Below are 21,196 nucleotides of genomic sequence, written 5' to 3'. Positions count from 1 at the left end.
ACAGTCAAACTATGGAAAACAGATGGCACTTTAGTTACTACTTTACAGGGGCACAATAATTTTGTCAATGCTGTAGCATTTAGCCCCGATGGGGAATTAATTGCTTCTGGGAGTAGGGATGAGACTATCAAACTGTGGAATTTTAACCGAGATGAGCTAATAGACAACGCTTGCAAGTGGATGAGCGACTACCTGAAAAATAACCCTAACTTAGAAGAAAAAGAACGACATCTTTGCGGTGAAATAGAGCCTTCAGCCACAGCTTTCTTTTTAAAGGGTGAGAAATTAGCAGCAGAGGGTAAGCTTGAGGAAGCAATTTCTCAGTTTGAACAAGCAGTCAAACTTGACTCTAATTTCAGTTTAAATGCAGCAACAAATCTGTTACGAATGGGTAGCGAATTAATAATAGAAAATCAGAGAGTTGAGTTAGGTATTTCTCTATTGAAGCAAGCTCAAACATGGCAACCAGATATTGATCTTAATCCAGATACCGAGGAAATAGAAACAGATCCAGAGATGGTAGCGAAACAGTTTGCTAAGTCAAATATGGGTACCACACAGTGATTTTGCCACGAATATACGGATGATTTCCCTGAATAAGAAACCGGGTTTGTCTGATATCAGTTATCAGTTATCAGTTATCAGTCAACTTTGTAGGTTGGGTTGACGTTAACGAAACCCAACAAAATACAAGTATGCTCTTGGGTGTTGGGTTGCGCTGTCGCTTAACCCAACCTACAGTATTTTTTCTAAAAATTGAGCGATCGCCTTATGAAGTCAGAAGTTAGAAGTTAGAAGTCAGAAGTAATGTGATATCCAGTTGTAATTACTTTTGTCATCAGAAATCGCAGTGGAAGCATCTTGCTCCCATACTAGGCATTCCTGGTTCGTATTTTTCAACTATTCAGAATATAGTTTTCGCAATTCATCCATTGAATAAACCTGGGGAATTTGAGTAACAATTATCTCTAATAATTTCACATCATTAATTGCTGAAATCTCGGATAATATCCCCACATATTCATCACCAAATTTTAATTTTAATCCCATTTCAATTGCCAATAATAACGCCTGTTTAATTTGAGCATCCTTTTGAGATATTTCAGCATCTTTTTCTGCTGCTATTTCATCTCCTGTTTTAATCACATTCCCATCAGCATCGCACCAACGTAACCAAGTACCATTAATATTTTCAAACCTACCATTCCAAAGAGTTAATCCTAGATTTACATCCGCAAACCAAGCATCATTTTTAGGAATATAAGAATTAAATTGAAGTTGAAATACTTGCAGTACAGTTTCACTTAGTTTTTGCAATGGATCGTAGACAACATAATAAGGAATTTTTAACTGCGCGTAGTCTGTTAATTTACTTCCTAATTCATTGCCAGGAGTAGGAGAAACAATTTCAATTACAACATCTGGTGCTTTGCCAAATTCCCAGAATAAATAAGAACGAACATTTCTTTCCCACCATTCTTTACTGCCAATAATATTTAAGCTTAAAAACATATCCGGCACAATTCCTGAATGTCGGACATGAGAAAATAAACCCACATTAGCAGCAACAATAAAAGGAACATTTATAGGTATTTCCGCACCACTATAAAATACAGTTGTGAGTAAACGTTGTTGTTTTTCATTAATAAAACTATCAAAGGGAGTATCATCCTCCAGAATCATATTACTGGTGTCTGGATATTCATCGGGCAGAAGTGTTAATTTTTCTGACATAATTACCTCCAGATTAATTTAGGAATTGTCTAATCTCAAGACTTATGAACAATAATAATTATAGCAATTTTGATCAGGCTTATAATCCAATGAGAACAATTTAATTACTAATTCCTGCTTTTTTAAATACTTGTTCAGCAGTTAACTCTAATCCTGGAAATAAAGAATCTATCAGTAGAGTATCTCCCATATAAGTTTGTGGGGGTGCATCTGGATAAAAAACTGTAATACTCTGAGCTTTACTATCAACAACCCATACTCTTAATACACCTGCATCTAAATAATCTTTGGCTTTAGCATTAAGTTGACCATAAGTTTGACCGGGAGAAATAATTTCTATTACTAAATCTGGCGGTACGGAACAAGCAACATCTTCTTCCCAATCTTCAGGAAAACGTTCGGCAGCAAGATACAATAATTCTGGAACAGGCATCCAATCTTTTCCTTTTCTGATTAATTGAACTGCTAATTCTGGATAGACTTCTCCCTGATATTGACACCATTCATCAATTAAATAAAGTAATGCACGAGTCAGTTTAGAATGAAATTTTTTTGGCGACATTTTTGCTACTGCTATTCCATCAATAAATTCATAAGTAATATCTCCTTCTCCTGGTGGAAGTTCGAGAAATTCTTGTAATGTGAGTTGATTTTTTACCTGTACCATTTTTTATCTCTAATTCCAAATTAAAAAAATATCGTTACAGTATTTTTTATCTCAATTAATTATTAATAATAATAGCAATTATCATCAGGCGTAAGGTACAAAAATATAGTAGTGGACTGACACATCTAATTTTTGTGCATTAGGGCGGGTTTATATAAATCTTAGAGTAAGCATGAAAATTCTAGGTAAAACCCGCCCCTACTATTGCACCATTTTAGCTGTGTCGGTCTACTAATAGCTTGTCCAGCTTTAAAGGGTAAGTTTCAGCAACCTGGAAGACCTCTCCCCCGACCCCTCTCCTTGTAGGAGAGGGGAGAATATTTCCCGCCCTTCCCTTGCAGGGAAGGGGGTTGGGGGGTTAGGTTTTTTAAGCCACAGATTTAGTGGTAGAAAACAAGAGATTATTTTGCATTCCTATTTTGCCTGGAAAAACAGAATTTTCTGTACCTCCCGATTTACCAGAAAATATTATTGGTTTTGTCGCAGTACAGTTGGAAAAAGTTTTGGATAAAGCCAAATTTTTAGGATATTTCCCTACAACAGACGTGGATAATTTACCAGAAACTATTTCCCTAGAAAAACTACAACCTCTGGATAATTTATTTGCGATTTTAGAAGAATTAAAACTGCAAAATGAGCTGGAAGTATTAGAAGTAAATGTCTTAGAGTTGCTCAAACAAGGAATTAATGAACTAGCTGAACAAATTGGTTGGCTATTACTCAACAAAAAAGCAGATTTAGCATTTCACAAGGAAGTAGGCACAAAAGAATTAGAAATTCCCACAGATAAAATTTTATCCAAACAACTCAAAATTGCCGGACAATATTTGACTTTGCAGGTATTTAGTCTGGAAAAAGATTGTGAAATTATTTGGCGATTTGAACTGCAAAATGTAGCGGTGGGAGGTTTAATTCCAGCCGGCTTTAAATTGCGATTATTGACAGAGAATGGAGAAAATTTTGAAAATAATGAAGCTGTATCTACTTATGCTGTAGAAAATCTTTATGTAGATGTAATTTTAGAACCAGGGGAAGGTTTAATCTGGGAAATTGAGCCTATTCCCGATAATTTTTGTCGAGAAATTTTGCGGTTTTAATTTGATATTAAATCCGGTAGCATTGGTGTAATTAAATAAGGAGTCAAGAGTTAGAAGTAGTAGGGGCGAATGGCCATTTGCTCCTACAATATAGACTCTTATTTTTAATACTGAATAATATCAAATCGCTTGGTTTGGGGTAACAAGAAACCGGGTTTGTGCGAGGTCAATGGTAGGGACGTTGCACAGGCAAAAATGCGTTTTCCGTTCCGGAATGCTGCCTCTTCCAGAGGAGCTGCGCTAACGCAAACATGTTGCACAGCAAAATGTCCCTACAATGGCATTTTATACAAACCCGGTTTCTCTGCTTTTTTATACCGATACTGGATTTGATATAACACCGATGCTACGGGATTTAATGTCACAAATAGTTTCAAACTTTAAATGTGAAATAATTTCCTGAAGTTAGTGTATAGTTAAACTTTTGAGCCTTAAAAATTTTAACTGTTAACTTCCCTTACCAAGGACTACCTACCATAGTAAAGCCTGCCCAATAATAAGGATGAGAAAATTTCTTATTTTTAATACTCGCTAATTCCGGTGGCAAAGTTACTTCTCTAAGACTACCTAAACCCATTAACTTACCATCTTCTATTACAACTTCTTCCCTCAACATCGCTACTTGTGCTTTACGTAATGCTTCGGCTTTAATATTAACATTACCTAAATAAGAGTAAAATTCTGTCATTAATCCTAACGTCGCCTCATCATTAACTAACCAAAAACTACCCAAAGCAGATTTAACTCCCGTTGCTATTGCTAACCCAGCAAAACCTAACTCAGCATTTTGGTCTCCTACTGCTGTACGACAAGCAGATAATACTAACAGTTCAACTTCAGGATTATTCCATCCTAATTCCCGTATTTTATCCAATTGTAATTTCTCATCCCATAGTTGAATATAAGATTTACTCATATCTCCACTTCTAAATTCGGTATGGGTGGCTAAGTGAATAATTGGATAGGGATAATTTTGACGTTCACCAATCAGATTTTTGCGGGTAAATTCTTCATTGAGGAAAGTATTTCCTTGCCATAAATTTTGTGTAATTGAGGTTAGTTCCACTGGTACTGCTGGTAAAGATGGTTTATCATAAAATTCACTAGCTCCCATAGCTAAAACTTGAGTATTTTTTAAATAATTATAGTGAGTATTCATTAAGCTGATACTGGGAATTAAACTGATATTATATTTCTCAATTAGAAATTTTTCTCCATCATGTAATGCGGCTACAGGTAAGAGACGAAATCCACTGTCCATACTCAATAATAATGTATCAATATTAGCTGCTTCTAATTCGGCTGCCATTGGATAAATCAACCAATTATAAAGTTTTTGAGCTAATGGTAAATAGCTCTGACTATTTCGATTTTTGGGGTCGATGATATTTACATAAAATTGAATAGAAATTTCTTTTAATTGGGCGTGATTAACTTCGTAAATAGTTTTGAGAATAGATTTACCATCGGCAGTAAATAGTATTAATTGTAGTTTGTCATTGTAAACGTTAACGTAGATAACTGCTGATTTTTTTCCAGTCTTTTGCTGCATCTCTGCCAAAATATCTCTAGCACTTTTTGTGGATAGTAATTTGGGTTCGAGATTGACGCCAAAATAGTTAGAATATTCATCTATTCGGCTTTTTTCTAAACTAGATATCATTTCTTGTCTGGCAATATCTACTGTTAATGAATTTCTGGATAAAATTTGTGATTGTCGTAATATAGGAGGACGATTAATAATGTTGTTATTAGGTTTTATAAAGTTGTTTGAAATAATCCTCCTACTTCTTTTTTTCTGAAGTAGCCTAGATTGAGGAAGATTTATATTGATATTTGATTGGGGAAAATTATTAATATTACTGGTTTGTGTGGGAGCAACTTCTGAATTAGGGATGAAATTATTATTAGTAGTGGGTAGATTGGAAGTTATTCTACTAGGAATTTGATTATTATTAATAGTTGAGAAAAAGTTGTTAATTTGTCCTGGATTATTGATTGGTGGTGTGGATGGTAATGTTAAGTTATTAGTTGGTAATGAGGGAAAGTTTGTCGGTATTTGTGGAGTCTGATTAATAATTCTTGATGCTGAAGTATTATTAGTAGCTGAACTTCCTACAGGAGGAGTTATGGGAAATGGATTGTTTGGTGCTGGGAGAATAATATTATTGTTTGGTTGATTAATATTAATTATTCCGGTATCTGTCAAAAGTTCACCCGTGCTAATTTCACCTATTTTAGTAGTAAGATTAATATTCCCACTTCCTTGAAGCCCAGTAGAAGTAATATCCCCTGTATTAATATTATTTCTGGCACTAATATCAATATTACCAGCCCTACCTGTTTCGGCTTGACTAATAATATTTTTTGTATTAACTGAATCTTCTAAACTTGTGACAGAAATATTGCCACTATTTTCTCCACCAATAGAACTAATATTATCTGTATTTATATCGTATTTTGCTGTTACATCAATATCACCTGAATCTCCTGTTTTGGCAATTGTTTCAATATTATTGCCATTGATATAGCCTTGGTCACTATTAACAGAAATATTACCACTATTTTCTCCACCAAAAGAACGAATATTATCAGTCTTAATATTATCTTTGGCTACAATATTAATATCCCCAGAATTTCCTATTTTTGCTTCACTTACCACATCGTTACTATTAACTAAACCATTGTTACTCTTAACTTCTATATCCCCACTATTATTATTGCCATGGGTAGTAATATTTTCTGTATTTATATCAGTTTCGGCATCAACATCAATATTACCAGAATCTCCAGAGTCGCCACGAGATTCAATATTGTCAGTATTTACCTCCCCATTATTGCTGCTAACTTCTATATCCCCACTATTATTATTGCCACGGGTACTAATATTTTCTGTGTTAATATCATTTTCGGCATCAATATCAATATTACCAGAGTCTCCTGAGTCAGCACGAGATTCAATATTGTCAGTATTGACATCCCCATCATCGCTACTAACTTCTATATCTCCACTATTTTCTCCACCAGTAGAATTAATTTCATCAGTCTTAACATCATCTTTAGCTTTAACTGTAATATCGTCTGAGTCGCCAGAGTTGGAGAGAGATTCAAGATTTTGGGTAGTTATGGAACCATCAGCAGCGATAACTTCTACCTCTCCAGACGAGCGATCGCCTATCGACTGAATATCAGCAGTATTAATATTGCCTTGAAAATCATAAGTGTTGAGGCCGATATTACCACTGATACCATTTTCGGCGATGGTTTGAATGTTGCGGGTAGTAATAGTACCATTATTGCTTTGGATAGTCACATCACCGCTTTTTTCTGGTCCAAAAGAGGCAATATTGTTGATGATGACATTGCCAGCAGAGTTAAGGAGAACTTCACCACCTGTACCATTAGTGGAATAAGTAGCTATGTGATTGATATTGATATTACCTTGTTCTTGAGTTTGGATAGAAATATTTCCACCAAGTGCGTTTTCTCCTGTAGAGAAGATAACGTCTGTATTAATATTACCTGTTGGGCTGGTGATATTAACATCACCACCAGTGTTGTCACCGAAAGAATTTATTTCGTATGTGGTAATATCAGCTTTAGCAGTGAGACTAATATCACCTCCGATACCTTCTGAAGAGTGGGAAAGGAGATTCGGTATCACCCCACCATCAGCAACTCTGGTAGCTATCTCTTCTGAGGTAATATCAGTTTCAGGGGATAGTTCAGAAACAGAAGCAGTAGAATTAACTGTTGTATTGATTGCACCATTGCGAGATATCAGACTAATATTTCCCCCTCTACCACTGCCAGATGTACTTGTAAAAAGATCGCCTGTGTAGATATCACCCTCAGCAGTAAGAGAAATATTTCCTGCATTGCCATTTCCGTATGATTGAGAATCAATAAATCCCATATTAATTGAACCAGTGGGACTGTTCATCGTCACATTACCAGCATTACCACTAGCAGAGAACGAATCAACAGATTCTGTTTTGATATCCCCAAAGGCAGATATGTTAAGGCTTCCTGAATTACTAGATGAACTAGAGAAAATGAGATAGCTGGTACTATTAACAGCACCATTCTGGCTATTAATTGTGATATTACCACCATCACCTTTCTTACTACCTGTAACCATTCTTGCTATATTAATATCTCCAAAGGCAGATATATTAAGACTTACTCCATTCCCAAAGAAGGAAGTAGACTCAACGGAGCCATTGGTAGTGTCAACACCACCGTTAAGGCTAGTAATATTTATATTTCCTGCACTTCCACCTTGCGAAACGGTAAAAAGATTTGCTGTATTAATGTCACTTTGTGCGGTGAGGGAAATACTTCCTCCATCACTTCCACCGGATGAAGAGTTAAGAGTAGTGGCAGTTGTATCAATGAGAGCTACGCGATCGCCTAATATATTTATTTGGCCTCCGTTCCCCCTTCCCTCCCCTTGGGAAACGGGGAGACTGGAAATATCCCCCCCTGTTTCGATCCCCTTCCCCTACCCCTTAGAAAGGGGGAAGCTAGAGGATGCTGCGCTTTTTGTTGAACGGGGGTTAGGGGGAATCGAAACGTTGACACTTCCAGAAATTATGGTTGTACCTGGAGTATCAGCAATTATTGTATTTGAATCTGTTAATACCACATCACCATCAGCATTAACAGTCACAGATGAAGCGTGAGTTATATTGCCTCCTGTTAAAAGTTCTGGTAAAGATAAAGCATTAATATTAGCATCTTCTCCATTCTGTAGAGACGTTGCATGGAACGTCTCTACTTCTAAACTTAATAAATTTCCTGGTTGTGATATTCTCAGGGTACTACCACCTTCTACTGCTGCAATGGTTATATTACCCCCTGGAGCGGAGAGTTGCCCTGTATTAATCACAGTCCCTCCCAATAAAGTGAGATTTTCTCCAGGGTTTAAACTTAAATTTCCTTCATTAACTAAAGCACCTGGGTTGGATAGGTTAAACCTATATCCACTGGGGTTTCCGACTAATTTTGAGTAGTCATTTGTGCCGATCGCTTTAAACCCAAAATTATTGTTGTCAAAACCTATACCTGTAGCGGTGGTGACGCTGAATGAGGCGGGTATGTTAAGGCTGGCGTTTTGGCCCAAAATTATGCCTGCGGGGTTCATTAGGAAGAGGTTGGAGTTACCACCGAGGACTTGGATGAGACCGTTAACATAAGAAGCATTTCCTCCTGTGACTCTACCCAGAATATTGGTAGTATCTGGGGTAGTCAGGAAGTTAGCAGTTTGGCCAGAGTTGAGGTTAAATTGGTCAAAACTATGGAATAAATTTGCTCCACTACGAGTACCACCTTGGATATCAAATTGGTTGCCGTTTTGATTTACAGTTGTACCTGTATTGTCATTAGCTTATTTTATGGGTTGTGCTTTAGTAGGAGTTGCTGCCAAAGCTGCGAGTAAAGGCATTAATAGGGATAAGGGATGGCCCAAGCGAACCGTTTTCATAATTTATGGAAATATAACTGGAATTTTTCAACTATTATATTTCAGCTAATTTAATAGTTATGCAATTTCGTTGCAGCGATCAAACTATTTCAGAACTTATATCATGTCCGGATAAGAGCGTGATAGAACTCCGTTCCGCTTACGCGACCAAAAAACTTTCTCATGCATATACTTTTTTGATCCCCTCTTCCCTCTTCCCTCCTGTACGGGCGTTAACGATAGTTATGCGAAGCTAACGGCCGTTTCGCGGAGCGACATGTTTGCGGAGCATTCCGTCAGGAAAACGCCCCTACGACTCCTGACTCCTCCCTTTTTATTTATAACTATTCAACCGGACATGATATTAAATGGTATGAAAAATCTAGTATAGCACTACGCAAATATATCTAGGACATTTACAAATTCTTATAACTTACTTAGAGATTACTTTTGTAGGGGTGATTCCCGAATCACCCCTACTGGCTTTTGAATTGCCCGTAGCGTTATATTATCTCCTTAAAAGCCAAATCAAGGTAGAATAATAAGTAGAACTAACTCAAAGTTATTTTAGGAGCAAATTATAATATGCTGCGTAAATTAACCGTTTTGTTTATGTGTTTAACATTGTGTTGGACAACAGTCGCCTGTGGCAGTTCCAATAGCACCTCATATCAAAACTCAAATCCTAATATCTCATCTAACCAAAACTCCAACCGGAACCCTAACCAAGTAAGTCAAGGAGAATATCCCGTACAACAAGCAACCTATAACGACGGCAACGGCGAATATTCTTTAATGTTACTGAATACTCCTGCAGGTAAACCGCCAATTTATACTACTACAGATTTGCAAATGGCAAGTTTGACTGAGGAGGAAATTCAGGAAGGCAAAACCAATTATGCTAATATTAATGGCAATCAAGCTAGTTTGCATATTAAACCCGACTTTAAAATTGAATATGTACATAATGTAACTGAAACTCAAACTAACCCCCAAACAGGTAGACAAGAAACAGTTATTGTCCGTCGGGAGTCTAACTTCTGGACACCTTTTGCTGGAGCAATAGCAGGTCAAGTAGTTGGTGGAGCAATTAGTAGTATGTTATTTACCCCTCAATATTATGTACCACCAGTTTATCAACCAGGTGGAATAATGACTGGGTATGGCGGATATGGTAGTAGCTACACTCAAGCTGTTAACCGATATCAAGAGCGTTATCAAGCTCCACCAGCAGCAGTGAAAAATCGTCAAACATTACGTTCTACTGGTGTAACTAACTCTACTAGAAGTAACACAAATCGTAAACAACAGCAAAATACAAATCGTTCTACAGGTAGTGGTGTTGGTGCCAGTGACTTGCAGCGTTCAGGTACAGCAAAACCTCGTCAACAACGTCGTAGTTTTGGTAGTGGTGGGTTTTCATCACCTTCACGTCGAACCAGTGGTTTTGGCGGTAGACGACGCCGATAAGTTTATGAGATTTATCTGAATTATTGTTGTAAAAATTAATGAATTTAAGTAGGGGTAAACGGCTGTTTGCCCCTACAATATTTTATGAGGTATCAGTTAATATTTTTAACTTACAGCAGTTTTTTTATGGGTAGACCAAAGTAGGGACGTTCCATAGAACGTCCCTACAAGGTTTTGATAAAGTATTTGTTTGTAGTTACCCTTTAGTGTCCTATTTATATTTTCTATCAAGTCTCATTAATTAGTCATAATAAAAATGTTCTTGTCTTTCAAAATAGTATCTTTTCGGAGGGAATGCTGCGCAAACAAATTTTCCTCTGCTCCCTACTCCCTACTCCCTGTTCTCAAAAGTTTTTATTCTGGGTATTTAAAGAGACATCATATTAGTATTTTAATATTCATTGTTTTACTCAAAAGAGGCTGGATAATATAATGTCCGGATAAGAGCGTGATAAAAAAATGTTCTCCTTATTTATACTTTCTTTCTCCCCTCTTTCCTCCTGACTGCTGACTCCTCCCTTCTTATTTATAACTATTCAACCGGACATGATATAAGATGCTATTCGCTCTTCCCTTTTTTAGATTCACTACTTTTATAAATAAATGGTATTAATTAACTGGCAAGAGTTAATAGAAGATATTAATTTCAAACATCAAAAATGCCAACTTGACCAGAAAAATGCTATGGCTTATGCTTATTCTTTAGGTCAATTATTGCTAGAAACTCAGGCTTTATTTTCTCCTACTGAATGGCAATCTTGGCTCCAAAATAATTGCCATTTCTCGGAAAGCTGCGCGGAAACTTATCTGCAAATAGCTAAAAGTTGGCCTAGTTTCCGGACACAATTAGATCCCTACAGGAAAGTTGATTTATCTGCTATAGAAGATATTATGGAAGATAAATCTCAAATGCAATTTGTTCCTTCTGAGGTAAAAGATAATTTGCTAGAAAATGTGGATACGGAAGTTAACAAAATTATTCCGTCGTTTGATAATGCTGAGGATTTTACAACTTCTCACCCCGAATCTGAAGAATCTGAAAAATCTGAAAAATCTACAATAATTCGTTTGTATATTCCTGGGAAAGTAGTTCCTAAAGCACGTCCACGAGTTACTGCTAATGGTACTTATTTACCACCTCGTTATCGTACCTGGAGAAACGAAGCAGAAGTAGAAATTTACCGTCAAGTTTCTGAACTTAATTTAGAGGTAGATTTACCAATTCAAAAAGCAGCTATTTCCATGAGTTTTTGTGGAAAACATCGGACTAATTCTGATTTAGATAATTTAGCAGGAGCTTGTCTTGATGCTTTAACATTAAATGGTGCGGGTGTACTTCAGGACGATCGCTTGAGTTGTATTCCTAAGCTTACTATTGAATATATTCCTGATACTAAAAAAACAGGGGTTTGGATTGAAATTGAAATACTCAGGACTTACGCATGAGGTACGGAAAACTAGGATTTGAGATTGCTATCCGTTCCGGACTGCTTCGCAAACCCTGTGGGTTGCTATCGCAAAGCTGTCGCTTTTCATGTCGCGGAGCGTTAACGGAGTTGTGCGCCAGCTAAACGCAATGACAAAAACACATTGTAGTGCGTAAGTCCTAATACTTTTGTAGGGCGGGTATGTTGCCTGCGCTACAAAGCAAAATTTGTAGTAGTAGACTGATATCAAATCCGGTAGCATCGGTGTAATTAGATAGTTAATCTAGGAGTCAGGAGTCAGGAGTCAGGAGTCAGGAGGGAAGAGAATTTAGAAAAATTTGCTCTTAGATGAAGATGAAAATTTTTTTTATACCGAATTAAGCGGATTTGATATGACACAGCTAAAACTGTGCAGAGCGCTTTTTTCGTAATCACCCCATCCCCCCGTTTTCTAATGCACCATTTAAGGTGTTTCGCTCCAGTAGACTGACACATCTAGTTTTGTGCATTAGGGCGGGTTTGTATAAATCTTAGAGTAAGCATGAAAGTTATAGCTAAAACCCGCCCCTACCATTGCACCATTTAAGGTGTCTCGGTAACGAAGTTGTGCGAAGCAAAACGGCTGGCGCTGAAATGAAACGAAACACTACACGACAAGAAAAGACGGCTACAATTTAGACTGTTCCCTGTTCCCTGCTATATTATTCAGCAGTAAAAACTAATGTTCCCTTGTCAGCTTCCAAACTATCACCAATTTTGTACCCATCGTGAAAAGCTGCTAAAATTACATCGCAAGTTTTTCCCCAACCAATAATACCATTAGCATCAATACCGATCGCTCCTAAATCCCTTTTATGTTCGTGAGCTTCAGCAAATGAACGCTCAAAAGCTGCTTTAATGGAAAAACCATCTGTTACCCGAATCACAATTTTTGCTGCTAAACACTCATCAATAATATCTTCTCCAATACCAGTACAACTTATTGCAGCACTGCCAGTAGCATAATTTCCAGCAGGCATCGCGGAGTCACTCACCCGACCAATTTTTTCAAAACCTTTTCCTCCTGTAGAGGTACCCGCAGCTAATCTACCCTCTTTATCCAAAACTACTACACCAATAGTACCAGTGCCTGGAGATTCTGCAATCACGTTTGCCATTTTTCTACTAAAATCATGTTTACGGTCTTCCAGCCATTCATTTAATCGTTTATCTGTCAAGGGGTTGTACACTGGCATTTGTAATTCCCGCACAAATTCGGCAGCCCCAATATCTGATAATACGCGATCGGGTGATTCTTGCAGCGCTTTGGCCAAGTCAATAGGATTTTTAATCCGGGAGACATTTATCGCCCCACTAAACCGATGATTAATCCCATCCATCAAGGAAGCACTCATCCGAATTTGGCCATCAGATTGTAGCACTGAACCGGTGCCAGCATTAAAAAGAGGGTCATCCTCTAATAGTTGGCAACCACGCACGACTGCATCTACGGCAGCGGTGTCATTTAGAAGCAAGTTATATAATTCATCCACTATTCGATGGAGAGATTTGCGAACAACATCTAATCCTCCTTTTTCCTCAATGGAACTACCAGCACCACCGTGAATAATAAGTTTTGGCTGCATTTTTTTTTGTGATTAACTACTAGATATAAGGCTATTATGCGTCGGTTTGTTTGTCAATTTTTGACTTACGTCGCCGACATCTTTCGGAACAATATTTGACTTCATCCCAACAGTCTGCCCATTTTTTTCGCCAAGTAAAAGGGCGGTTACAGACAGGACATATTTTTTGGGGAAAGTCAGATTTAGATTTAGTTTTTGCCATGATATAATAATTATTTGATATCCATTAATTATTATACCTAAAAATGGCAGTATGATTTTAATAAGTGGAGTAAGCATCTTGCCTGCTACCATTTGATAATTTGATATTATGTCTGTTGGTATAATTTGTGTAAAAGCTGAGGAAATATTTACTATATTTAAGCTTCTTCCTTCTTTCTTCTTCCTTCTTCCTTTCTCCTAACTTCAAAAATGACTTTTCGTAGAAATTTATTTACTAATCTTTTTCCATATCTATTACTGTTTATAATAACAGCGATCGCTCTCTATATTACTAGACCAGTCTCTCTACAAATTCGCTGGAATGATGAAACGCTTTACTATACTGTAGCTCAAAATATTGTTCGTCATTTTGATTTTAATAGTAACCATTATTTGGCTAGTAGTATTATTCAAAAAGGCTATCCTACTAAGGATACTCATCTACCTGGTTATCCTTTAATTTTGGCTTTTGGTTTTTTGATTGGTGGAATTAATGAAGCTACACCATTTTTTGTTAATTATTTGCTGTTAGTTTTGACAATATTTTTAATTTTTACAGTTGGCAGATTCATTGCTAATCAATGGGTTGGTTTTGGGGCTAGTTTGATTTATTTGATTTATCCTTACACTTTAGTTTTGACTCATTCAGTAATGACAGAAATATCAGCTACTGCTGTAATCATGGTAGTTGTGGCTCTTTTGTTTCTACAAAAAGAAAGTTTTTTAAAAGGAATATTTTTAAGTTTAGCAATCGCCTTAGCATATTTAATTAAACCATTTTTATTGACTTTGTTTCCTGCTAGTATTGCCATCTTATGGATTGAGAAAAATCAACATTACAAAAAAACTTTATTCAGCTTATTATTTGGTTTTGCATTCCTGTTTATCACTGTTTTAATACCCCTTTCTCAAAATCAAGAAATCTATCCCTATGCAGCAACAATAATTTTATCCCAATCTAATTTGACTCATATGCTGAGAATGATCTGGGAAAACTTTCTATTTAATTGCACTCTCATAATTAATTTTAAAAAGTTTCCCGTCTATGGAACAATTACTATTTCAATGCTAGTGCTATGGAGTATTACTGTTGCAAGTACGGCTACAGCAATTCATCAAAAAAAATTACAACAATGGGAAAAATATCTAAATTTATCTGTTTTTAGCTTAATTAGTTTTATGCCAGCTTTATTGGCATTTTTATTACTTTATCAATATATTAATGCAACTAGAGGATTAGCAGTTTTTTCTCCATTAATGGCAATCTTATCTGTGACTGGTTTGTGGCTATTAACACCACAATTAAAAATCAAAAAAGTAGTAGCTATTGGATTAGTAATTTGTCTGTGTTTAAGTTACTCAAACTTTGTCACATTTCAACTACTCAGACAAACCCAAAAAGGACAGTTTAAACGTTTATCCACTAATAGTTTTCGACTAGAAAAAGTCATCTCAAAATTGTCAATTCAACCACAGGTAGTTATATCTGAGAAAAATCGTTATTTAGCGATCGCTCATTATCCGACTCAAGTAATTTGGCAATTGCCTCAAACATTACAGGAACTACGGCAAGTTGAAAAAGAAGTAAGTATAGACCTGATAGAATTAAAAAAGTCTGACCCAATTTTTCAAGAAAATTTGCAAGTTTATGGTAATGTCAATTTATTAGATAACCGTTATATTTTGCAATACCAAAATCAGGGTTTTTATTACTATTTGCAAAAATGAAAAGTACATCAATATCAAAACTATGGGTTAATAAGTATTGAGACTAAAATACAGCAGATTTAATCAATGGTCTAGAAAAACTATATAGCGTTTCTCAAGTTACTGAGGTACAGTTGTTTTTCTTATTTTCTATTCCCACCGAACCGGAATTACTACTCCCTATCTCCCTTACTCCCCTACTCCCCTACTCCCCTACTCGCTCAAACTAACGAATTTTGTACCTCACGCTTTTTGGGAATTGCTATAGCAACCCGCCCATAGGTCGTGAAAAATCAAAAAGTAGATAAAAAACTTGAAACTCCCGTCAGTTAAGTGTTTCCTGTTCCCTGTTCCCTGTTCCCTCAAAGGGGTTTTTATACACAAATAAAATAGGACTGCTATAGAGATTATTAAAATAATATTTCAAAGTAAGTTAAACTAACAACAGGTTTTCAGCAAAACCTGTTTAATCACTTATTTAGGAATTAATTATGCTTGAACTTTTGGCTAGTATTGTTATAACACAAGGGATGCCAGATTGGTATCCCGTTGGTTATAACCGTAAAGCAACAACATCAATAAACATGAACACAATTCAAGACCTAGGCAAGAATTTGTGGGGAGCAGAAATATTAAAGCAATACGACGGGATGGACTATGATGGAATGGAACAAGTCTATATGATTGTAGAAATTAATTGTAATATTCGCAAATTTGCTCCTAGGTTAGTCAGAAAACTTACTGGTAGTGGTCAGGTTATTGCCGAAACAACACTAGGAGGCAATAGATGGGTATCACCTAAAGGTTCTGAAACTGGAATTTTGACTATATGTGATTACTAATATATTTAAGATACACTGTATTCGGTGGTACATGAAGTCCAGTAGTGAACAAAGACAGCTAAAATAATACAATAGTAGGGGCGGGTTTGAAATTAATGAATAATGAAATATTTATGTACTTGTGTACTATCTATCGGTCTTAACAAGAGGTAATTATTAATTGTTAATTATTGAAATAAATCCGCCCCGCCCGACGGTGGGTTATATCTTTATTATTAAACCATTAAAAACAAACAAAAGATGCAATAAAAATTTAATGAATTAACAATTAAGTACCTCAAAGACTGATAATGATGTATAATACAGCAAAAAAGCTTGACAATTATAAAGTAAGGTTAAAGTCAACCTAAAGAAAAGCTTTGATAATTTTTGGAGATGTCTATTTCATCTGTCATTATGATTAATTTAAAAGTCATGTGTCAAAAAATAAAAAAATATATATCTTTAAATTTTTCTTTGTATAGCTTGACTTCAGGAAAACTTTGTTCTAAAGTTAAATATTGTTGAATTTAATACACATTTGATCTTGAAATAAAAATAGATTAAAAAAAGTCATTTCTCTAGAAGATAACTAAGTATTAATAAGTTTTACCCATCAGGAATATTAAAATTATGATCGTGCCATCTAACAAAAAAATTATTGAATCATTGGGTCGCTCTACTGAAACAGAAATAGTAAAAGAGATAGTTTTTCTAGACTCTCATGTAGATAACTATCAAGATTTCGCCACAGAAGTTTCATCAGGAACAAAAGTATTTATTATTGAACCGAATGATGATGGTATTCAACAGATAACCAAAGTTATAAAAAAATATTCTCAAATATCATCTATACATATAATTTCTCATGGTTCTCCAGGGTGTTTGTATCTAGGTAATAGTCAGTTAAATATTAATAACATTAATAATAATTACTCCGCAGCATTAAAAACTTGGTCTGTTACTAATATATTCCTATATGGTTGTAATCTAGCTTCTGGGGATGCAGGTGCAGAATTTTTAGAAAAGTTGCACAAACTTACAGGAGCAAATATTGCAGCTTCTGCTCAAGCAACAGGTAGTTCTGCTTTGGGTGGAAACTGGGAGTTAGAAGTTACAAAAGGTGAGATAGAAGTTAGTTTACCATTCAGCGATCGGATTCAAAATCAATGGGAGCATATTCTCGCTGAATTTGAAGATCAGCCTTATTTGTTCCAAGTTCTCAATGATGGGACTAATAGTCAGCTCAATGTATTCAACCCCACGCGACTTAACTACATTACTATAGGGGAGCCTCAAGTTGAATATAATGCAGCAGGATTTAATAGACAAGACAATTTTATTTATGGAATTAGAGGTGGATCTAGATCGGGAAATGTTATCCGTGTTCATTCTGATGGAACAGTTGAGGATGTATTGATTAATGGTGAAGTTATTACTGTACCAGAAACAGGAGAAGCAACAGTAGACATAAACGCTGGGGATGTAGACGATGACAATAATTTATGGGTAAAGACAGGTGATAGCCAACTAACCAGAATCGATCTTGAAACTGGAGATCGGACTCCTTTTAATCTTACTGGAGATGGCTTAGAACAAGTTGGAGATATAATCTACAACGATGATCAACAAAAATTCTATGGAGTCGGCCCTGATGGTAATTTGTATACTATAGATCCAGATGATCCAGAGGGACCGAGTATTACTACAACTGCAGTAGCAGGTTTGCTTAATAGGCAATATGGTGCAGCTTGGACTAACGACGCCAATACTTTATACGTTAGCCGAAATAGAGAAGGAGAGTTATATCGGATAAATGATTTCACTACTGATAACCCAGTAGCTGAACGAGTTCTTGACAATATACAAGGCACAGGTAATAACGATGGAATGTCAGATCCGGAGCGACCAGATCCAACAGATGTTTGGTTAATAGATCCCGATCCCGATCCTGGTATTATAGAGATTCCTGATGTTAACGATCTTTTTGACCACGAAACTACTTTTACTGAAGATACAACACCTGTAAATATAGTTACAGACAAGGTCTCGATCTCAGATTTTCTTGGCGTAAGAGATGATGATAATGATATTGTTGAAGGAGCCTTAACTCAGACTATTATTACCCTGAAGAGTCCTCAAGATACAGATGAATTACAGGTGGATGTAGATGCTCTACCTAACAATATTATTCGGTCTGAAGATAGTAATTCTAATTTGATTATTTTGGAGGATATTGGATTCCAGGATCCGGAGACAGAGCTTAGTACAAGAACAGGAGACTTTGAAATTGCTCTTCAAGCTGTTACATTTAATAACACCGATAATACTCCAGATACAACTCCTAGAGAAGTAGATATTCAGATATTTGACTCTGGAAATAAAGGAGGAAATATATCTACCGTAACAATTGATGTTATTCCTGCTAATGATGCTCCTAGTTTTTCGGAAGACCCAGATAGTCCTTCAAGCCTAGATAATACTCCCACCTATACTCTAGGTGGTGACGCAGTTGTTCTAGATAGTGATGCCACAATTACAGATCCAGAATTAAATGAGAGAAATTACGATGGTGCTATCCTAACCTTAGCAAGGAATGGTGAAGCAAATAGTGAAGATGTATTTAGTAGTGGTGATACTAACATATTAGGAGCCTTGACAGAAGGTGAAGACCTGACAGTAGATAGTATAGTCATCGGTACAGTTACAACTAATAGTGATGGAACATTAGAACTATCTTTTAATAGTAACGCTACAGAAGACTTAGTTGATTTAGCTTTACAACAGATAGCTTACAGTAATAATGGTACTGGCACAGATCCAGTAACCATTAATTACACTATTAATGATGGTAACGTAGAATTCAGCGATAGTTCAGTCGCCGTCGAACCCGAGCCCAACAACGCAGTATTCATAGATGAAAATGCCTCCATTAGTAACAATGAAACTCAGGTTGTAGACTACAATAACGTTTCCCTAGTAGTGCAAAGAAGCGGGGGAGCTAATAGTGAGGATGTCTTTGATGTAGTTGCTGGTGGAACATTAGATTTTACAGGTGGAAACTTAACAGTCGATGGTACTACTATCGGTACAGTTACAACTAATGGCAATGGTAGATTAGAACTAACATTTGACGAATCTGCTACTACCGCTTTAGTTAATCAGGCATTACGGCAAATAACATATAGTAATACTAATGCTAATCAAGATGACACTATTGAAGGTACAGCTACCGTTGATCCCGACCCCAACAGCCCAGTAGTCATAGACGCAAATGCCACTATTGGTAACCAAGATATTGACTATAATGGTGCATCCCTAATCTTGCAAAGAAACGACGGTGCAAACAGTGAGGATGTATTTAGCAATAGCGACGGAACATTAGGAGCATTAACAGAAAACTCAAGAATAATACTAGAAGTAGATGGTACGGATCTTACTCTTGGTACGGTGACTACTAATAGTAATGGTCAATTAAAGCTGACATTTAATAGTAATGCTACAGAAGATTTAGTAAATGAGGTGCTGCAACAAATCACCTATGAGAATACTAGCGATGAGCAAAATGCAGTAGAAATAGATTACTTCATAACCCGTCCAGTAGTCATAGATTATGGAATCAGAAATGGTTCAGCCACAGTTGATTTATCAAACACCACAGACGCACAAGTAATAGATCCTAGTGCTACTCTTCCAGATATAGACTACAGTAGTGCGTCCCTGCTAGTGCAAAGAAGTGGAGGTGCAAATAGTGATGATGTCTTTGATGTAGTTGCTGGTGGAACATTAGATTTTACAGATGGAAACTTAACAGTAGATGGTACTACTATCGGTACAGTTACAACCAATAGTGCTGGTCAATTACAACTAACATTTAATAGTAGTGCTACAGAAGATTTAGTAAATGAGGCGCTGCAACAAATCACATATAGTAATAACAGTAATAATGCTCCAGACGAAGTAATTATAGATTATCGTGTATTCGAGCAGGGTATAGGAGGACCATTAGAAGGGACTGGTTCTATAACTGTTACTATTGAAGCAAATGTTCCAACCAACAGCCCTCCCACATTAGATTTAGACGAAGACGACAGTACAGCAACAGGAAACGACTACATAACAACCTTCACAGAAGGAACTCCAGTAGCAATAGGAGACACTGATGTAGTCATCACAGACGCAGACGACACAAATATAGAGTCAGCGACAATCATATTAACCAACCGACTAGACGGAGACGCAGTAGAAAGCTTATCATTCAGTGGCGCTCCGGTAGGAGAAATAACAGCAGGGGTCTATAACCAAGCAACAGGAACAATAACACTCACAGGCAGTGGCACATTAGCAGAGTATCAGACAGCCATAGCTCAAATACAATACAACAACACATCAACAAATCCCAACACCACAGCTCGTAGCGTAACAGTAGTAGTCAACGATGGGGATGACAATAGCAACACAGCAACAACCACAATAAATATTACTCCACCCAACAGCCCCCCCACATTAGATTTAGATGGAGACGACAGTAGTGGAGCCACAGGTAACGACTACATAACAACCTTCACAGAAGGAACTCCAGTAGCAATAGGGGACACTGATGTAGTCATCACAGACGCAGACGACACAAATATAGAGTCAGCGACAATCATATTAACCAACCGACTAGACGGAGACGCAGTAGAAAGCTTATCATTCAGTGGCGCTCCGGTAGGAGAAATAACAGCAGGGGTCTATAACCAAGCAACAGGAACAATAACACTCACAGGCAGTGGCACATTAGCAGAGTATCAGACAGCCATAGCTCAAATACAATACAACAACACATCAACAAATCCCAACACCACAGCTCGTAGCGTAACAGTAGTAGTCAACGATGGGGATGACAATAGCAACACAGCAACAACCACAATAAATATCATAGCTACCACAGTCAACGAACCGCCAGTAGCAGTAGATGATAGCATTGTCACCCCCCCTGAC

13 protein-coding genes are annotated in these 21,196 nt (G+C 36.7%); 7 read left to right on the top strand and 6 right to left on the bottom strand.

The genetic code is table 11. The features are described 5' to 3' along the window. Positions 1-564: WD40 repeat domain-containing protein (locus ACP6PK_RS28380; RefSeq protein ID WP_472847311.1), on the top strand; the 564-nt coding region annotated here is incomplete at its 5' end. A 336-nt stretch (positions 565-900) separates the two neighbouring features. Here the strand turns inward: ACP6PK_RS28380 and ACP6PK_RS28375 are convergent. Continuing rightward, positions 901-1,734 (bottom strand): Uma2 family endonuclease, encoded by an 834-nt coding sequence (locus tag ACP6PK_RS28375; RefSeq protein WP_426564729.1) that lies wholly within the window; start codon positions 1,732-1,734, stop codon positions 901-903. Between the two features lie 100 nt (positions 1,735-1,834). After that, entirely contained in the window at positions 1,835-2,401 is a 567-nt protein-coding gene (locus tag ACP6PK_RS28370) for a Uma2 family endonuclease (RefSeq protein WP_426564727.1), read from the bottom strand. Between the two features lie 383 nt (positions 2,402-2,784). Here ACP6PK_RS28370 and ACP6PK_RS28365 point away from each other — a divergent pair, with 383 nt between their 5' ends. After that, positions 2,785-3,498: a DUF1822 family protein gene (locus ACP6PK_RS28365; RefSeq protein ID WP_426564725.1), complete on the top strand. Its 714-nt coding sequence runs from the start codon at positions 2,785-2,787 to the stop codon at positions 3,496-3,498. A 457-nt stretch (positions 3,499-3,955) separates the two neighbouring features. Here ACP6PK_RS28365 and ACP6PK_RS28360 read toward each other — a convergent pair whose 3' ends face one another. Then, a complete protein-coding gene (locus ACP6PK_RS28360; RefSeq protein ID WP_426564723.1) occupies positions 3,956-7,639 on the bottom strand; it encodes a CHAT domain-containing protein in 3,684 nt (1,227 codons plus the stop codon). A gap of 363 nt (positions 7,640-8,002) precedes the next feature. Beyond that, a complete protein-coding gene (locus ACP6PK_RS28355) occupies positions 8,003-8,836 on the bottom strand; it encodes a two-partner secretion domain-containing protein (RefSeq protein WP_426564834.1) in 834 nt (277 codons plus the stop codon). Between the two features lie 711 nt (positions 8,837-9,547). On the opposite strand from ACP6PK_RS28355, the gene ACP6PK_RS28350 reads away from it, so the two are divergent. Continuing rightward, positions 9,548-10,432 carry a hypothetical protein gene (locus tag ACP6PK_RS28350; protein WP_426564721.1) on the top strand — a complete coding sequence of 295 codons (885 nt, stop codon included), beginning with the start codon at positions 9,548-9,550 and terminating at the stop codon, positions 10,430-10,432. Between the two features lie 603 nt (positions 10,433-11,035). Continuing rightward, the gene (locus tag ACP6PK_RS28345; RefSeq protein WP_426564719.1) at positions 11,036-11,878 is read left to right on the top strand and encodes a RusA family crossover junction endodeoxyribonuclease; all 843 of its coding nucleotides are present in this window, start codon (positions 11,036-11,038) and stop codon (positions 11,876-11,878) included. A 682-nt stretch (positions 11,879-12,560) separates the two neighbouring features. Here the strand turns inward: ACP6PK_RS28345 and ACP6PK_RS28340 are convergent. Further along, positions 12,561-13,484: an isoaspartyl peptidase/L-asparaginase gene (locus tag ACP6PK_RS28340; protein ID WP_426564717.1), complete on the bottom strand. Its 924-nt coding sequence runs from the start codon at positions 13,482-13,484 to the stop codon at positions 12,561-12,563. A gap of 34 nt (positions 13,485-13,518) precedes the next feature. Further along, the gene (locus ACP6PK_RS28335; RefSeq protein WP_094675313.1) at positions 13,519-13,686 is read right to left on the bottom strand and encodes a DUF2256 domain-containing protein; all 168 of its coding nucleotides are present in this window, start codon (positions 13,684-13,686) and stop codon (positions 13,519-13,521) included. A gap of 209 nt (positions 13,687-13,895) precedes the next feature. Here ACP6PK_RS28335 and ACP6PK_RS28330 point away from each other — a divergent pair, with 209 nt between their 5' ends. The 3 genes from ACP6PK_RS28330 to ACP6PK_RS28320 all read left to right on the top strand — a co-directional run. Then, positions 13,896-15,413, top strand: coding sequence for an ArnT family glycosyltransferase (locus tag ACP6PK_RS28330; protein WP_426564715.1), 1,518 nt, complete (start codon positions 13,896-13,898; stop codon positions 15,411-15,413). Between the two features lie 470 nt (positions 15,414-15,883). Beyond that, a complete protein-coding gene (locus ACP6PK_RS28325) occupies positions 15,884-16,234 on the top strand; it encodes a hypothetical protein (protein ID WP_426564713.1) in 351 nt (116 codons plus the stop codon). 618 nt (positions 16,235-16,852) lie between these two features. Beyond that, the coding region (locus ACP6PK_RS28320) for a DUF4347 domain-containing protein (protein WP_426564711.1) at positions 16,853-21,196 on the top strand (4,344 nt) is incomplete at its 3' end.

The organism is Dapis hubbardiae BLCC-M172 (genome assembly GCF_050016015.1).
Classification (GTDB): domain Bacteria; phylum Cyanobacteriota; class Cyanobacteriia; order Cyanobacteriales; family Microcoleaceae; genus Trichodesmium.
The sequence above is the reverse complement of the archived record's forward strand: the minus strand, read 5'-3'. Positions and strand labels throughout refer to the sequence as shown.

What these genes read in the sequence shown, in the direction of transcription:
- ACP6PK_RS28350 (WP_426564721.1), top strand. Translation starts at nt 9,548, where the DNA reads ATGCTGCGTAAATTAACCGTTTTGTTTATGTGTTTAACATTGTGTTGG.
- ACP6PK_RS28330 (WP_426564715.1), top strand. Translation starts at nt 13,896, where the DNA reads ATGACTTTTCGTAGAAATTTATTTACTAATCTTTTTCCATATCTATTA.
- ACP6PK_RS28375 (WP_426564729.1), bottom strand. Translation starts at nt 1,734, where the DNA reads ATGTCAGAAAAATTAACACTTCTGCCCGATGAATATCCAGACACCAGT.
- ACP6PK_RS28340 (WP_426564717.1), bottom strand. Translation starts at nt 13,484, where the DNA reads ATGCAGCCAAAACTTATTATTCACGGTGGTGCTGGTAGTTCCATTGAG.
- ACP6PK_RS28335 (WP_094675313.1), bottom strand. Translation starts at nt 13,686, where the DNA reads ATGGCAAAAACTAAATCTAAATCTGACTTTCCCCAAAAAATATGTCCT.
- ACP6PK_RS28370 (WP_426564727.1), bottom strand. Translation starts at nt 2,401, where the DNA reads ATGGTACAGGTAAAAAATCAACTCACATTACAAGAATTTCTCGAACTT.
- ACP6PK_RS28345 (WP_426564719.1), top strand. Translation starts at nt 11,036, where the DNA reads ATGGTATTAATTAACTGGCAAGAGTTAATAGAAGATATTAATTTCAAA.
- ACP6PK_RS28325 (WP_426564713.1), top strand. Translation starts at nt 15,884, where the DNA reads ATGCTTGAACTTTTGGCTAGTATTGTTATAACACAAGGGATGCCAGAT.
- ACP6PK_RS28360 (WP_426564723.1), bottom strand. Translation starts at nt 7,639, where the DNA reads ATGGTTACAGGTAGTAAGAAAGGTGATGGTGGTAATATCACAATTAAT.